This window comes from Streptomyces sp. NPDC002669 (assembly GCF_042889165.1).
Taxonomy (GTDB): Bacteria; Actinomycetota; Actinomycetes; order Streptomycetales; family Streptomycetaceae; genus Streptomyces.
In genome coordinates, this window is record NZ_JBIAQQ010000021.1 from 1 (window position 1) to 14,000 (window position 14,000).

Consider the following 14,000-nt stretch of genomic DNA (forward strand, 5'->3'; position numbering starts at 1 on the left):
CCCCCCCCCCCCCCCCCCCCCCCCCCCCCCCCCCCCCCCCCCCCCCCCCCCCCCCCCCCCCCCCCCCCCCCCCCCCCCCCCCCCCCCCCCCCCACCGACGGGCCATCCGGCACGTCGACAGGGGAGGAAGCCCGGTGAGAATCCGGCGCGGTCCCGCCACTGTGAGTCCGGCCCACCGGCCGGACGAGTCAGGAACTCCCTTCCCCGAGCGCCCGGCCCGTGCCGAGCGCGGGGGAGACCCATTCCGACACCGCCCGGGGCGTGGACACCCCGAGGAAGGCCAGACGCCGCATGATCCTGCTCCTGTCGACGTCCGACACCGACCTGCTCAGCGCCCGCGCCTCGGACGGGCCGGTCGCCTATCGCTTCGCCAACCCCTCCCGGCTCCCGCTCCAGGACCTGCCGGAGCTCCTGGAGGGCGCCGAACTGGTCGTCGTCCGTCTCCTCGGCGGGGTACGCGCCTGGCAGGACGGCCTCGACCAAGTGCTCGCCACCGGACGCCCCGTGGTCGTCCTCACCGGCGAACAGGCCCCCGACGCCCAGCTGATGGCCGCCTCGACGGTGCCCATCGGCATCGCCGCCGAGGCCCACGCCTACCTGGCCCACGGCGGACCGGCCAACCTGGACCAGCTCGCCCGCTTCCTCTCCGACACCGTCCTGCTCACCGGCCACGGCTTCGCGCCGCCCGCCCCGGCCCCCTCCTGGGGACCGCTGGAGCGCACGCCCCGGCGCACGGACGGCCCCGCGGTCGCGGTCCTCTACTACCGAGCCCACCACATGAGCGGCAACACCGCGTTCGTCGACACCCTGTGCCGCGCCGTCGAGGACGCGGGCGGCCGGCCCCTGCCGCTGTACGTCGCCTCGCTGCGCACCCCCGAACCCGAACTCGTCGAGGCCCTGCGCGACGCCGACGCGATCGTGACCACCGTGCTCGCCGCGGGCGGCACCCGGCCCGCCGAGGCGTCGGCCGGCGGCGACGACGAGTCCTGGGACGCGGGCGCCCTCACCGGCCTCGACGTGCCCGTCCTCCAGGCGCTCTGCCTCACCGGCTCGCGCGCCGACTGGGAGGGCAACGACGAAGGGGTCTCCCCGCTGGACGCCGCGAGCCAGATCGCCGTCCCCGAGTTCGACGGCCGCCTGATCACGGTGCCGTTCTCGTTCAAGGAGATCGACGCGGACGGCCTGCCGGTGTACGTCGCCGACCCCGAGCGCGCCGCCCGCGTCGCCGGGATCGCCGTGCGGCACGCCCGGCTGCGCCACATCCCGGCCGCCGAGAAGCGGATCGCGCTCGTCCTGTCCGCGTACCCGACCAAGCACTCCCGGATCGGCAACGCCGTCGGCCTCGACACCCCCGCCAGCGCCGTCGCCCTGCTGCGCCGACTCCGTGACGAGGGCTACGACTTCGGTACGGAGGAGGTTCCCGGGCTCGCGTCGGGCGACGGCGACGAGCTGATCCGCGCGCTGATCGAGGCGGGCGGCCACGACCAGGAATGGCTCACCGAGGAGCAGCTGGCCCGCAACCCGGTCCGCATCCCGACCGCCGACTACCGGCGCTGGTACGCGACCCTGCCGGCCGAGCTCCGCGAGTCCGTCGAGGAGCACTGGGGGCCCGCCCCCGGCGAGATGTTCCTCGACCGGTCCCGCAATCCGGAGGGCGACATCGTCCTCGCCGCCCTGCGCCGCGGCAACCTGCTGATCCTCATCCAGCCGCCGCGCGGCTTCGGCGAGAACCCGATCGCGATCTACCACGACCCGGACCTGCCGCCCTCGCACCACTACCTGGCCGCCTACCGCTGGATCGCCGCCCCGGCCGACGACAACGGCTTCGGCGCCGACGCGATGATCCACCTCGGCAAGCACGGCAACCTGGAATGGCTGCCCGGCAAGAACGCCGGGCTGTCCGCCGCCTGCGGCCCCGACGCCGCGCTCGGCGACCTCCCGCTGATCTACCCGTTCCTGGTCAACGACCCGGGCGAGGGGACCCAGGCCAAGCGCCGCGTGCACGCCACCCTCGTCGACCACCTCGTACCGCCGATGGCGCGCGCCGACAGCTACGGGGACATCGCCCGCCTCGAACAACTCCTGGACGAACACGCCCAGATCGCCGCGATGGACCCGGCGAAGCTCCCGGCGATCAGGGCCCAGATCTGGACCCTGATCCAGGCCGCCAGGCTCGACCACGACCTGGGCATCGAGGACCGTCCCGAGGACGAGGGCTTCGACGACTTCATCATGCATCTCGACGGCTGGCTCTGCGAGATCAAGGACGTCCAGATCCGCGACGGCCTGCACGTCCTGGGCGGCGCCCCCGCCGGTGCCGACCGGGTCAACCTGGTCCTCGCGATCCTGCGGGCCCGTCAGATCTGGGGCGGCACCGCCGCGTTGCCGGGGCTGCGCGAGGCGCTCGGGCTCGACGAGTCCGCCGCGACCCGCATCACCGCCGACGAGGCCGAGGAACGGGCCCGCGCCCTGGTCCAGGCGATGGAGGACGCCGACTGGTCCCCGGACGCCGTCGCCGGGGTGGCGGCCGGGCACCCGGAGGCCGTCGCCGACATCCTCGCCTTCGCCGCCCGCGAGGTGGTGCCGAGGCTGGCCGCCACGACCGACGAACTCGACCACGCGCTCCACGCGCTGAACGGCGGATTCGTCCCCGCCGGACCCTCCGGCTCCCCGCTGCGCGGCCTGGTCAACGTGCTGCCGACCGGGCGCAACTTCTACTCCGTCGACCCCAAGGCGGTGCCCTCCCGGCTCGCCTGGGAGACCGGCCAGGCCCTCGCGGACTCGCTCCTGGAGCGCTACCGCGCCGACAACGGCGACTGGCCCACCTCGGTCGGCCTGTCGCTGTGGGGCACCAGCGCGATGCGCACCGCGGGCGACGACGTCGCCGAGGCCCTCGCGCTGCTCGGCGTCCGCCCGGTGTGGGACGACGCCTCGCGGCGCGTCACCGGCCTGGAGGCGATCCCGCCCGCCGAACTCGGCCGCCCGCGCATCGACGTCACCCTCCGCATCAGCGGTTTCTTCCGTGACGCCTTCCCGCACACCATCGGCCTGCTCGACGACGCGGTCCGCCTCGTCGCCGCCCTGGACGAGCCGGACGAGCAGAACCACGTACGCGCCCACACCCGGGCCGACCTGGCCGCCCACGGCGACGAACGCCGCGCCACCACCCGCATCTTCGGCTCCCGCCCCGGCACGTACGGCGCCGGACTGCTCCAGCTCATCGACTCCCGCGACTGGCGCACCGACGCGGACCTCGCCGAGGTCTACACGGTCTGGGGCGGCTACGCCTACGGGCGGGAACTGGACGGCCGCCCGGCCCGCGAGGAGATGGAGACGGCGTACAAGCGGATCGCGGTCGCGGCCAAGAACACCGACACCCGCGAACACGACATCGCCGACTCGGACGACTACTTCCAGTACCACGGCGGCATGGTCGCCACCGTCCGGGCGCTGCGCGGCACCGCCCCGGAGGCGTACATCGGCGACTCCACCCGTCCCGAGACGGTCCGCACCCGCACCCTGGTCGAGGAGACGTCCCGGGTCTTCCGCGCCCGGGTGGTGAACCCCAAGTGGATCGAGGCGATGCGGAGGCACGGCTACAAGGGCGCCTTCGAACTCGCCGCCACCGTCGACTACCTCTTCGGCTACGACGCGACGACGGGCGTGGTCGCCGACTGGATGTACGACAAGCTCACCGAGACGTACGTCCTGGACCCGACCAACCGCGAGTTCCTCCAGCAGGCCAACCCCTGGGCCCTGCACGGCATCGCGGAACGCCTCCTGGAAGCGGAGTCCCGCGGCATGTGGGCCGAGCCCGACCCGAAGATCCTCGCCGCCCTGCGCGAGGCGTACCTGGAGACGGAGGGCAACCTGGAGGGCGAGGACTGACCTCCCCCACGCGTACGCGCCCGGGGCCGCCCGTCCCACCGGACGGCCCCGGGCGCGGTCGCCGCGGTCAGCCGGTGTTCCGCACGCAGTCCACCACCGCCGCGATCAGCCGGTGGTTCTCGGAGGCGCCGCCGCCCCCGCCGAAGGCGAACCGCCGACGGGTGTAGCCGTAGGCGATCCCGCTGCCGGGATCGGCGAAGGACTGCGCCCCGACCGCGCCGCTGTGCCCGAACGCGCGGGCGCCCAGCACCGGGTAGCGCGCGCTCTGCGCCTCGAAGCCGAGCAGGAAGTGCCCGGTCTCCCCGGTGACCAGGTCCGTTCCCGGCGTGTGCGGGGTGGTGAACTCCGCGAGCGTGTCCGGGGCCAGCAGCGGGGGCCGGCCGTCCACCTCGGAGATCGTGGCGGCGTAGAGCTTGGCGAGGCCGCGGGCGCTGCCGACGCTCCCGGACGAGGCGGGGCCCTGCGCCCGGACGGCCCGGGTGTTGGCGAACTCCGTCAGATCGGTGGGGGGTTCGGCGTGCAGGTTGAACGCGATGCCGGTGAGGCTGCGCGGCGCCGGGGCCTGTCGCTCCGCCCGCGCCCGCAGGTCCGGCGGCAGCGGCTGGGCGGGCAGATAGCGCGGTTCCGCCGTCTCGGGGAGCCCGAGGTGGAAGTCCAGCCCGTACGGTTCCCGGACCCGTTCGCGGTACAGCCGCTGGATGCTCCGCCCCGTGGCCCGGCGGACGACCTCCCCGGTCAGCGCACCGATGGTGAAGGCGTGGTACCCGTACGCCTCCCCGGGCTCCCAGTAAGGACGGGCGCCGGCGAGCCGCTCGGCCAGCAACCGGTCGTCGGCGAGCGTCGCGGTGCTCAGGCCCTCGTCGACGCCGATCAGCCCGGCCCGGTGGGCGAGGAGATCGCGCAGGGTGAGCGCGCCCTTCCCCTCGGCCGCGAACTCGGGCCAGTGGTGCGCGACGGGCCGGTCCAGGTCCAGCACCCCGTCCTGCACCAGCAGCGCGGTCACCAGATGGGCGGCGCCCTTGCCCGAGGAGTACAGCGCGAACAGCGAGTCCCCGTCGACCCCGGCCCCGGTCCACAGGTCGACCACCTCCCGTCCGTGCAGCCGGACGGACAACTGCGCACTCAGCCCCGGTTCATCGGCCGCGACGGCGTCGAAGACCTCCCGCACCGCGGCGAACCCCTCGGCCACGGTGCCGGAACTCCCGGCTGTCAGAGGGTGATCGAGCTGTTTCATGACGATTCGCTCCAGGACGTCGAGGACGATCGGACGGCATGAACTGTACGGTGCAGTTCAAATGAACTCAACCGTACAGTTCAGTTCGCTGTTACGATGAGGCCGATGAACGAATCCAGCACCCGGAACCGGCCGTCGGGGGAGCGCGCCTCCCGCAAGCACACGGCGATCATCCGCGCGGCCCGCGAACAGTTCCTCCGGCACGGCTTCGACGTCGGCGTCGACCGGATCGCCGCCGAGGCGGGCGTCTCCAAGGTGACCGTGTACAACCACTTCGGCAGCAAGGAGGGCCTGTTCGCCGAGGTGATCGGCGACGCCCTGGAGCAGGCGCTGGGCGAGACCGCCCGGACGATGGGCCGCCGGCTCCGGGGGGACGACGGCATCCGCGAGATCCTGACCGCCACCGCCCGCGGCTGGGTGCAGGGCATCGCCCAGGAAGAGGTGCTGGCACTGCGCGCCCTGATCGCCGCCGAGGCCCGCCGCTTCCCCCAGCTGGGCCGCGCCTGGCGGGAACAGGGCCCCGAACGCTTCGCGGAACCCCTCGCCGCCGCCCTGCGTGCCTGCCCGGAGCTGGAGATCCCCGACATGGACGTGGCGATCATCCAGTTCTACGCCCTCGTGCTATACCCCCACGTCGTCCACAGCACCTACGGCGACCGCCTGCCGCCGGCGCTGGCGGAGCAGCTGATCGAGCGGGGCGTGGACATGTTCCTGGAGTACTACCGGAACGGATAGGAAGAGGAAGCGCCGCCCGCGCGAAGAGAAAGCGCCACCGACTCCGGCGGGCGGCCCCCTTGGACCTCTCTTGGACCCACAGGTCTCCGGAAACCACTCAGGGGCCCGACCCGCTCTCGCGGATCAGGCCCCTGACCTGGTCTTACTGGCTGTCGGGGTGGCGGGATTTGAACCCACGACCTCTTCGTCCCGAACGAAGCGCGCTGCCAAGCTGCGCTACACCCCGATCGCCGCCGGTGTCCTGGCGACATCGATTACTTTAGCCCACCCGCGCCCGCAGACGAAATCCGGTTTTCGTGCCGCCGCGGGCGGGGGAGGGGACGGGGGTCAGTCCCGGGCCGTCAGGGTCAGCAGGGTCGCCTCGGGCGGGCAGGCGAAGCGGACCGGGGTGTAGCGGTTGGTGCCGCAGCCCGCGGAGACGTGGAGGTAGGCGCGGTTGTCCTCGACGGAGTGAGTGGACAGGCCCTTGACCCGGTCCGTGTCCAGGTCGCAGTTGGTGACCAGGGCTCCGTAGAAGGGGATGCAGAGCTGGCCGCCGTGGGTGTGGCCGGCCAGGATCAGGGGGTAGCCGTCCCTGGTGAAGGCGTCCAGGGAGCGCAGGTAGGGGGCGTGGACCACACCGATGGAGAGGTCGGCGCCGGTCTCGGGGCCGCCCGCCACCTCCGCGTAGCGGTCGCGCTTGATGTGCGGGTCGTCCAGGCCGGTGAAGGCGAGCTCCAGGCCGTCGACCTCGAGGCGGCCCCGGGTGTTGGACAGGCCCAGCCAGCCCGCCTCGTCGAAGGCGTCGCGCATCGGCTCCCACGGGTTGTGGACGACGCCCACCGCGGGCGCGTTCCCGTTGAGGCCGTGCTTGCCCCGGGCCTTCTCCACCAGGTAGCGGGCGGGGTTGCGGAGCTTGGGGCCGTAGTAGTCGTTGGAGCCGAAGACGTACACGCCCGGGAACTCCATCAGCGGGCCGAGCGCGTCGAGCAGCTCGGGCACCGCCCCGGGGTCGGAGAGGTTGTCACCGGTGTTCACGACGAAGTCCGGACGCAGGCCGGCCAGCGACTGCAGCCAGGCACGCTTCTTGCGCTGCCCGCTCACCATGTGGATGTCGGAGACCTGGAGCACGCGCAACGGGCGTGCCCCCTGCGGGAGTACGGGAATGGCGACCCGTCGCAGCCGGAACGAGCGGGCCTCGAACCCGGCCGCGTAGGCGAGGCCGGCCGCGCCGATCGCCGCGCCGACTGCCGTGACTTTCAGGGGTACTCCGTAGCGTGCGCGCATGTGTCCATCGTCGCAGACACCGTGCGGCGAGCAGAAAACCGGCGGGCGCGGGCCGCCCCGTACCTGCCACAATCAGCACATGACCACGCTCAAGTCCAAGCTCAAGGAAGACCTCACCTCCGCCATGAAGGCGCGTGACGAGCTGACCTCGTCCACGCTCCGGCTGACCCTCACCGCCATCACGAAGGAGGAGGTCAGCGGCAAGTCGGCGCGTGAACTCTCCGACGACGAGGTGCAGAAGGTGATCGCCAGGGAGGCGAAGAAGCGCCGCGAGGCGGCCGAAGCCTTCGCCCAGGGAGGCCGGGCCGAGCAGGCCGAGCGTGAGAAGGCGGAGGGCGCGATCCTCGACGCGTACCTGCCCAAGCAGCTGAGCGACGACGAGCTGGGCGCGATCGTGTCCGCCGCCGTCGAGGAGGCCAGGGCCGCCGGGGCCGAGGGTCCGCGCGCGATGGGCGCCGTCATGAAGATCGTGAACCCGAAGGTCGCGGGGCGTGCCGACGGCGGCCGGGTGGCCGCCTCGGTGAAGAAGCTCCTCGCGGGCTGACCCGAGGCCCGGACGCGCGGCCGCCCCGGCGCACGGCGTCGGGCGTCCGGTTCCGCGTTCGCGCGGGGACGACATGAGGGTGGGGCCCGGATCGGTGTCGATCCGGGCCCCACCCTCGTTCGTGTCGCGTACGGCTCAGGGGCCCTGCGTGCCGCCGTTGGTCTGGCCGCGGTGGCCGCCGCCGTTGTTGCCGCCGATCAGGTCCGGCGGGATGGTGATGCCGGGGAACGGGGTCTTGCCACCGGGCTTCTTGCCGCCCGGGCCCGGCCGTCCCCGGTCGTCGCCGCGGTCCTCCCGGTCGTCCTCGTCCTCCTTGTCCTTCGCCGGGTCGGGGATGTGCACGGTGTTGAAGGGGGGAGCGGCCACGCCGGCGAGGGCGCCCGTCATCGCGTCGCGCCAGATGGGTCCGGGGACCTGTCCGCCGTACACCTTGTCCTGGTACACGCCGCCGATCGTGATGCGTTCCATCTCGACGCTCTGGGACGGGCTGCCGACCCAGACCGCGCCGGACATGTTCGGCGTGTACCCGACGAACCAGGCGTTCTTGCGGGCGTCGGTCGTACCGGTCTTGCCCGCGTTGTCGCGGCTCTGGAGACCCGCCTCCTGACCCGTACCGGAGTCGACCACTCCGCGCAGCAGGGTGTTGATCGTGTCGGCCGTGTTCTGCGACATGGCCTGGGAGCAGGAGGTACGAGGCACGGGGAGCGAGCTGCCGTCCGCCTTCCGGACCGACAGGACGGCGACCGGCGTGCAGTACGTGCCGCGGTTGGCGAAGGCGGCGTACGCGCTCGCCATCGTCAGCGGCGACAGACCGTTGGAGCCGAGGGTCAGCGTGGACGGGTTCTGCGGCAGCTTGGTGCCGTCGCCCTGCACTATCCCCAGCTTGTCGGTCATCTTCGAGACCGGGCACATGCCGATGTCCTGGAGCATCTGCACGAAGTAGGTGTTGACCGACATCTCCATGGCCTCGCGCAGCGGGTACGGGCCCTTCTCGGACTCGCTCTCGTTCTCCACGTGATACTTCGGCACGCCGTCGTTGACCCACGGCTTCCCGCAGGACTGCACGGTGTCCGGGTAGTCCATGTCGTACGGCGACGAGTAGACCTGGGTGGCCGGCTTGCCGCCCTCTATGGCGGCGGCGGCGAGGAACGGCTTGAACGTCGAACCGGTCGGGAAGCCGTAGTTCGAGCCGCCCATGCTCTTGTTGACCGAGTAGTTGTACTGCGTCTCGTCGGGCCCGAAGCCGTACGGCTTGGACTGGCCCATGCCCATGATCCGGCCGGTGCCCGGCTGGACCAGGGTGACGGCCGTCGCGACCTTGTCCTTCTTGTAGACGTGGTTCTTGATCGAGGCCTGCACCGACTGCTGGGACTGCGGGTCGAGCGTCGTCTTGATCGTCAGGCCGCCCTGGTTCCAGATCTTGGCCCGGTCCTCCTTGGTCTTGCCGAAGACCGGGTCGTTGAGGAAGACGTGGCGCACGTAGTCGCAGAAGAAGCCCGCGCCGTTGACGGCGGTGATGCAGCCGTTCTGCGGCTTCTTGACCTTCAGCTCGATCGGGCTCGCCTTCGCCTTGTCGGCCTCGGCCTGCGAGATGTTCCCGACGTCCGCCATGCGCTGGAGGACGGTGTTGCGGCGCTTGGTCGCCTCGGCCGCGTCGTTGACCGGGTCGTAGCGGCTCGGCGACTGCACCACGCCGGCCAGCAGCGCGGCCTCGCCCAGGGTCAGGTCCTTCGCCCGCTTGGAGAAGTAGCGCTGGGAGGCGGCCTCGATGCCGTACGCCTGCTGGCCGAAGAAGGTGATGTTGAGGTAGTTCTCCAGGATCTTCTTCTTGCCGAGCTCCTCCTCGACCTGGATCGCGTACTTCAACTCCTGGATCTTGCGGCCCATGGTCTGCTGGGTGGCCTGCGCGACCTTGTCCGGGTCGTCGCCCGCCTCCTCGACGAAGACGTTCTTCACGTACTGCTGGGTGAGGGTCGAGGCGCCCTGCGCGGTCCCGCCCGCCTGCACGTTGCGGTTCAGCGCGCGCAGGATGCCCTTGAGGTCGATCGCCCCGTGCTTGTAGAAGCGGGCGTCCTCGATCGCCACGATCGCCTGCTGCATGTACGGCGAGATGTCCTTCAGGGGGACCACCGTGCGGTCGCGCGAGTACACCGAGGCGATCGTGCCGCCCTTGCTGTCCAGGATCGTGGTGCGCTGGCTCAGCGGCGGGGTCTTGAGGTTGGCCGGGATCTCGTCGAATCCCTCGACCGTCCCCTTGGTGGCGAGCCCCAGTGCTCCGGCGGCCGGCAGCGCGATGCCCGCGAGCACGACTCCGGAGAGCGCGGCGACACCGAGGAACTTGGCGGCCTGCTGGGTCGTCGAGAGACCCCCGCCCGAGCGCTTCTTTGGCATGGGGGCAGCCTACGTTCTCATTCGCCGGACACACGTATATGCCTTGGCCTAAGCTGCTCCCAACTGTCACAGCAGTCCGGTCCCGCATCAACCCCCGTGCACGACCCGGCCACGAACCAAGGCGTTCCCGAATTCGCCTCGTGTGTCGTTGAACGTCCGTTGTGATCCAGGTGAACTGTCCCTATTTCGCCGGGATAGTCGCGCATGTCCTCACCTCACTCCCCTGGGTGATCTGCCGCATACGCATAGTCCGTTCGGGCCATCCAAGATTGGGCCCGAAGGGGGTGTTGTGCTGTCGCCACCTTCCGTAACGTCCTCAACTGGCAGCGGTGAATATGCCGCTGTCGCCGTGGGGGAGCCTCGATTCGGGAGAGGACGGCGCCGTGATGGGCTGGGTAACCGACTGGAGTGCGCAGGCAGCCTGCCGCACTACCGATCCGGATGAACTGTTCGTACAAGGAGCAGCGCAGAACAGAGCCAAGGCGGTGTGCACCGGATGCCCGGTGCGGACCGAGTGCCTGGCCGACGCGCTGGACAATCGCGTCGAGTTCGGCGTGTGGGGCGGAATGACCGAGCGGGAGCGCCGCGCACTGTTGCGCAGGCGGCCCACCGTCACGTCCTGGCGCCGGCTGCTGGAGACCGCGCGCAGCGAGTACGAGCAGTCCGCGGGCATCCTGCCCGTGGCGATCGGACTGGACGACGACGAACTGCACGAGAGGTACGCCGCGGTGGGATGACGCGAACGGACGACGGGGCAGCTCAGGCCGGGGCGGAACCGGTCGCGAGCCGGTGCCCGATGGCCCGAAGACCTTCGAGATCATGTACATCACCGGGCAGTGCGGCCACTTCGGTCACGGCGACCTCGGGGTGCAGCGCGGTGAAGCGGTCGCGTGTGCGCTGTTCGCGCGCGACCACCTGCATCCGTTCGGCATGCAGACGCAGCAGGCCGGCGGTCAGCTGATCGACGTGACTCGTGTGGTTCTCGTGGTCCGTGTGCTCGGCGGGATCGGGAGTGGTGTCGGGGGCGACGGCGGCTTCGGACGGGGCGTCCGACCGGTCTGCCGGCTCACGAAGTCCAGCCTTCCCGGTCGACTGATCCACAATGCCGACCCCGTCAAGATTTTCTGCGGCGGCCAGGGCGTGCTCGGCCGAGAGCCGGGCGGCTTCGCTGCCGTGGACGCGGTTGAGCACCAGACCGGCCAGCGGCATGTCCTCCGCGGCGAGCCGCTCCACGAAGTAGGCGGCCTCGCGCAACGCGTCCCGCTCGGGGGTCGCGACCACGAGGAACGCCGTGCCGGGCGCCTGGAGCAGGGTGTACGTGGCATCCGCCCGGGTCCGGAAGCCGCCGAACATGGTGTCCATCGCCGCGACGAAGGTCTGTACGTCGCGCAGGAGTTGACCACCGAGCAGCTTGCCGAGGGTGCCGGTCATCATCGACATGCCCACGTTCAGAAATTTCATGCCGGCCCGGCCGCCCATCTTCGCCGGGGCCATCAGCACCTTGATGAACTTCCCGTCCAGGAAGGAACCGAGCCGCTTCGGCGCGTCCAGGAAGTCCAGCGCGGAGCGCGACGGAGGGGTGTCGACGATGATCAGGTCCCACTCGTCGCGGGCGCGCAGCTGCCCGAGCTTCTCCATCGCCATGTACTCCTGCGTGCCCGCGAAACCGGCCGACAGGGACTGGTAGAAGGGGTTCTCCAGGATCGCGCGGGCCCGCTCGGCGTCCGTGTGCGCCTCGACGACCTCGTCGAAGGTCCGCTTCATGTCGAGCATCATGGCGTGCAGCTCCCCGCCGCCCCCGGCCTCGATGCCCGGGACCCGGCGCGGGACGTTGTCCAGCGAGTCGATGCCCATGGACTGGGCGAGCCTGCGGGCCGGGTCGATGGTGAGGACGACGACCTTGCGGCCGCGCTCGGCCGCCCGTACGCCCAGTGCCGCGGCGGTGGTGGTCTTGCCGACGCCGCCCGAGCCGCAGCACACGACGATCCGGATGGCGGGGTCGTCGAGCAGCGCGTCGGCGTCCAGCGCGGGCGCGGACATCGGGGACGGGGCGGCGGGGGCCTCCGTGGACGCGGTCGGCTTCCGGGCCGCGGGCCTAGCCGCGTCCGGTCCCGTGCGCTGTGTCATGTACCCACCCCTCGTTCCGCCCCTTGTGCGGTCCCCTCGCCCACGCCCTGCTTGCGGAGTTCGGTCGCCAGGTCGTAGAGACCGGCCGAGTCGATGCCCTCGCCGATCAACGGGAGTTCGTACCCCGGCAGTTCCAGGCCCGCGAGCACCGCGCGCTGCTCGCGCTCCAGCTCGACCCGCTGGGCGTGCTCGGCGGCCTGCTCGACCAGGGGGCGCACCAGCGCCGCGGAGCCGGTCACCCCGGCCCGGGTCAGGGCCTTGGCGATCTCCTTGCGGCGGCCGCCCGAGGCGGTGCGCAGGGCGTCCTCGTCCAGCAGGTGCGGCCGCACCATGTTCACGATGACCCGGCCCACCCCGAGCCCGGCGGCCCGCAGCTCCGCGATGCCGTCCGCGGTCTCCTGCACCGGCATCTCCTCCAGGAGCGTCACCAGATGGACCGCGGTCCCGGGCGACTTGAGCACCCGCATCACGGCCTGGGCCTGATTGTGTATCGGGCCGATCCGGGCCAGTCCGGCCACCTCGTCGTTCACGTTGAGGAAGCGGGTGATGCGTCCGGTGGGCGGGGCGTCCATGATCACGTGGTCGTAGACGTACCGGTTCTGCTTGTCCTTGCGGCGGACGGCCTCGCACGCCTTGCCGGTGAGCAGCACGTCCCGCACGCCGGGCGCGATCGTGGTGGCGAAGTCGATGGCGCCGAGCTTCTTGAGCGCCCGGCCCGCGCTGCCGAGCTTGTAGAACATCTGGAGGTAGTCGAGGAGGGCGCGCTCGGCGTCGATCGCGAGGGCGTACACCTCGCCGCCGCCCGGCGCGACGGCGATCTTGCGCTCCTCGTACGGGAGGGACTCCGTCTCGAAGAGCTGGGCGATGCCCTGCCTGCCCTCGACCTCCACGAGGAGGGTGCGCCTGCCCTCGGCCGCGAGGGCGAGCGCGAGGGCGGCGGCGACCGTGGTCTTACCGGTACCGCCCTTGCCGCTGACGACCTGGAACCTGCTCACGTATTCGAGCCTAACCAGTCGCACCGCGGGCTACGCACGAGGCTGCGCGTGCCGGGAATCACGCAGGCATTACAGTCGGGCCATGACCAAGTGGGAATACGCGACCGTGCCCCTTCTCGTGCACGCGACCAAGCAGATTCTGGACACCTGGGGCGAGGACGGCTGGGAGCTGGTCCAGGTCGTTCCCGGCCCGAACAACCCCGAGCAGCTCGTGGCCTACCTGAAGCGGGAGAAGGCGTAGTGGCGGGCGCAGTCGAGGCGAGGCTCGCCGAGCTCGGGCTGACGCTGCCGGCCGTCGTTCCGCCGCTGGCCTCGTACCAGCCGGCCGTGCAGTCGGGGGTGTACGTGTACACGTCCGGCCAGCTGCCGATGGTGGACGGCAAGCTCCCGGTCACCGGCAAGGTCGGGGCGGAGGTCACGCCCGAGGAGGCCAAGGAGCTGGCGCGGACCTGCGCCCTCAACGCGCTGGCCGCGGTGAAGTCCGTCGCGGGCGACCTGGACCGGATCGCCCGGGTCGTGAAGGTCGTGGGCTTCGTGGCGTCGGCGTCCGACTTCACCGGGCAGCCCGCCGTGATCAACGGCGCCAGCGAGCTGCTGGGCGAGGTGCTGGGCGACAAGGGCGTGCACGCGCGCAGCGCGGTGGGCGTCGCGGTGCTGCCGCTGGACGCGCCGGTGGAGGTCGAGGTCCAGGTCGAGCTGGTCGGGGCCTGAGCCGTACGCCCCGAACCGGGCCCCGGGCCGTACGCCCTGGTCGTACGCCGGTCGGTCACCCGCCTCCGGACCCGTTGATTCCGCTGATCCCGCTGATCCCGCCAGGTCA

The 14,000-nt window shown here is 71.6% G+C and carries 11 protein-coding genes, 1 tRNA gene and 1 riboswitch; of the genes, 6 read left to right on the forward strand and 6 right to left on the reverse strand.

Annotated elements, in window-relative coordinates; translation table 11 throughout:
* Positions 1-123 precede the first annotated feature (123 nt).
* Positions 124-198, forward strand: a riboswitch (cobalamin riboswitch).
* Between the two features lie 93 nt (positions 199-291).
* The gene (gene cobN, locus ACFYW1_RS27020) at positions 292-3,888 is read left to right on the forward strand and encodes a cobaltochelatase subunit CobN (RefSeq protein ID WP_388998410.1); all 3,597 of its coding nucleotides are present in this window, start codon (positions 292-294) and stop codon (positions 3,886-3,888) included.
* A 67-nt stretch (positions 3,889-3,955) separates the two neighbouring features.
* Here cobN and ACFYW1_RS27025 read toward each other — a convergent pair whose 3' ends face one another.
* Entirely contained in the window at positions 3,956-5,122 is a 1,167-nt protein-coding gene (locus ACFYW1_RS27025) for a serine hydrolase domain-containing protein (protein ID WP_388998413.1), read from the reverse strand.
* A gap of 105 nt (positions 5,123-5,227) precedes the next feature.
* Between ACFYW1_RS27025 and ACFYW1_RS27030 the strand changes: the two genes are divergently transcribed.
* Positions 5,228-5,857 carry a TetR/AcrR family transcriptional regulator gene (locus ACFYW1_RS27030; RefSeq protein ID WP_388998416.1) on the forward strand — a complete coding sequence of 210 codons (630 nt, stop codon included), beginning with the start codon at positions 5,228-5,230 and terminating at the stop codon, positions 5,855-5,857.
* Positions 5,858-6,009: 152 nt separating this feature from the next.
* Here ACFYW1_RS27030 and ACFYW1_RS27035 read toward each other — a convergent pair.
* Positions 6,010-6,083 (reverse strand) — tRNA-Pro (locus ACFYW1_RS27035).
* Positions 6,084-6,184: 101 nt separating this feature from the next.
* Entirely contained in the window at positions 6,185-7,123 is a 939-nt protein-coding gene (locus tag ACFYW1_RS27040) for a metallophosphoesterase (protein WP_388998419.1), read from the reverse strand.
* Positions 7,124-7,202: 79 nt separating this feature from the next.
* On the opposite strand from ACFYW1_RS27040, the gene ACFYW1_RS27045 reads away from it, so the two are divergent.
* The gene (locus tag ACFYW1_RS27045; protein WP_148836850.1) at positions 7,203-7,667 is read left to right on the forward strand and encodes a GatB/YqeY domain-containing protein; all 465 of its coding nucleotides are present in this window, start codon (positions 7,203-7,205) and stop codon (positions 7,665-7,667) included.
* A gap of 135 nt (positions 7,668-7,802) precedes the next feature.
* On the opposite strand, the gene ACFYW1_RS27050 is transcribed toward ACFYW1_RS27045, so the two are convergent.
* A complete protein-coding gene (locus tag ACFYW1_RS27050) occupies positions 7,803-10,058 on the reverse strand; it encodes a transglycosylase domain-containing protein (protein WP_388998423.1) in 2,256 nt (751 codons plus the stop codon).
* 386 nt (positions 10,059-10,444) lie between these two features.
* On the opposite strand from ACFYW1_RS27050, the gene ACFYW1_RS27055 reads away from it, so the two are divergent.
* Positions 10,445-10,795 (forward strand): WhiB family transcriptional regulator, encoded by a 351-nt coding sequence (locus ACFYW1_RS27055; RefSeq protein ID WP_187438703.1) that lies wholly within the window; start codon positions 10,445-10,447, stop codon positions 10,793-10,795.
* Positions 10,796-10,817: 22 nt separating this feature from the next.
* On the opposite strand, the gene ACFYW1_RS27060 is transcribed toward ACFYW1_RS27055, so the two are convergent.
* Both ACFYW1_RS27060 and ACFYW1_RS27065 read right to left on the reverse strand, forming a co-directional pair.
* Entirely contained in the window at positions 10,818-12,098 is a 1,281-nt protein-coding gene (locus tag ACFYW1_RS27060; RefSeq protein WP_388998426.1) for an ArsA family ATPase, read from the reverse strand.
* Positions 12,099-12,181: 83 nt separating this feature from the next.
* Entirely contained in the window at positions 12,182-13,180 is a 999-nt protein-coding gene (locus ACFYW1_RS27065; RefSeq protein WP_388998429.1) for an ArsA family ATPase, read from the reverse strand.
* Between the two features lie 82 nt (positions 13,181-13,262).
* Between ACFYW1_RS27065 and ACFYW1_RS27070 the strand changes: the two genes are divergently transcribed.
* Positions 13,263-13,421 (forward strand): DUF4177 domain-containing protein, encoded by a 159-nt coding sequence (locus tag ACFYW1_RS27070; protein WP_003967454.1) that lies wholly within the window; start codon positions 13,263-13,265, stop codon positions 13,419-13,421.
* Positions 13,421-13,891: a RidA family protein gene (locus ACFYW1_RS27075; RefSeq protein ID WP_384223095.1), complete on the forward strand. Its 471-nt coding sequence runs from the start codon at positions 13,421-13,423 to the stop codon at positions 13,889-13,891. Before ACFYW1_RS27070 ends, ACFYW1_RS27075 begins: the two co-directional genes overlap by 1 nt.
* Positions 13,892-14,000: the final 109 nt, after the last annotated feature.

Coding starts and splice junctions, on each gene's coding strand:
- ACFYW1_RS27045 (WP_148836850.1), top strand. CDS start 7,203: ATGACCACGCTCAAGTCCAAGCTCAAGGAAGACCTCACCTCCGCCATG.
- cobN (WP_388998410.1), top strand. CDS start 292: ATGATCCTGCTCCTGTCGACGTCCGACACCGACCTGCTCAGCGCCCGC.
- ACFYW1_RS27060 (WP_388998426.1), bottom strand. CDS start 12,098: ATGTCCGCGCCCGCGCTGGACGCCGACGCGCTGCTCGACGACCCCGCC.
- ACFYW1_RS27055 (WP_187438703.1), top strand. CDS start 10,445: ATGGGCTGGGTAACCGACTGGAGTGCGCAGGCAGCCTGCCGCACTACC.
- ACFYW1_RS27070 (WP_003967454.1), top strand. CDS start 13,263: ATGACCAAGTGGGAATACGCGACCGTGCCCCTTCTCGTGCACGCGACC.
- ACFYW1_RS27025 (WP_388998413.1), bottom strand. CDS start 5,122: ATGAAACAGCTCGATCACCCTCTGACAGCCGGGAGTTCCGGCACCGTG.
- ACFYW1_RS27040 (WP_388998419.1), bottom strand. CDS start 7,123: ATGCGCGCACGCTACGGAGTACCCCTGAAAGTCACGGCAGTCGGCGCG.
- ACFYW1_RS27050 (WP_388998423.1), bottom strand. CDS start 10,058: ATGCCAAAGAAGCGCTCGGGCGGGGGTCTCTCGACGACCCAGCAGGCC.
- ACFYW1_RS27030 (WP_388998416.1), top strand. CDS start 5,228: ATGAACGAATCCAGCACCCGGAACCGGCCGTCGGGGGAGCGCGCCTCC.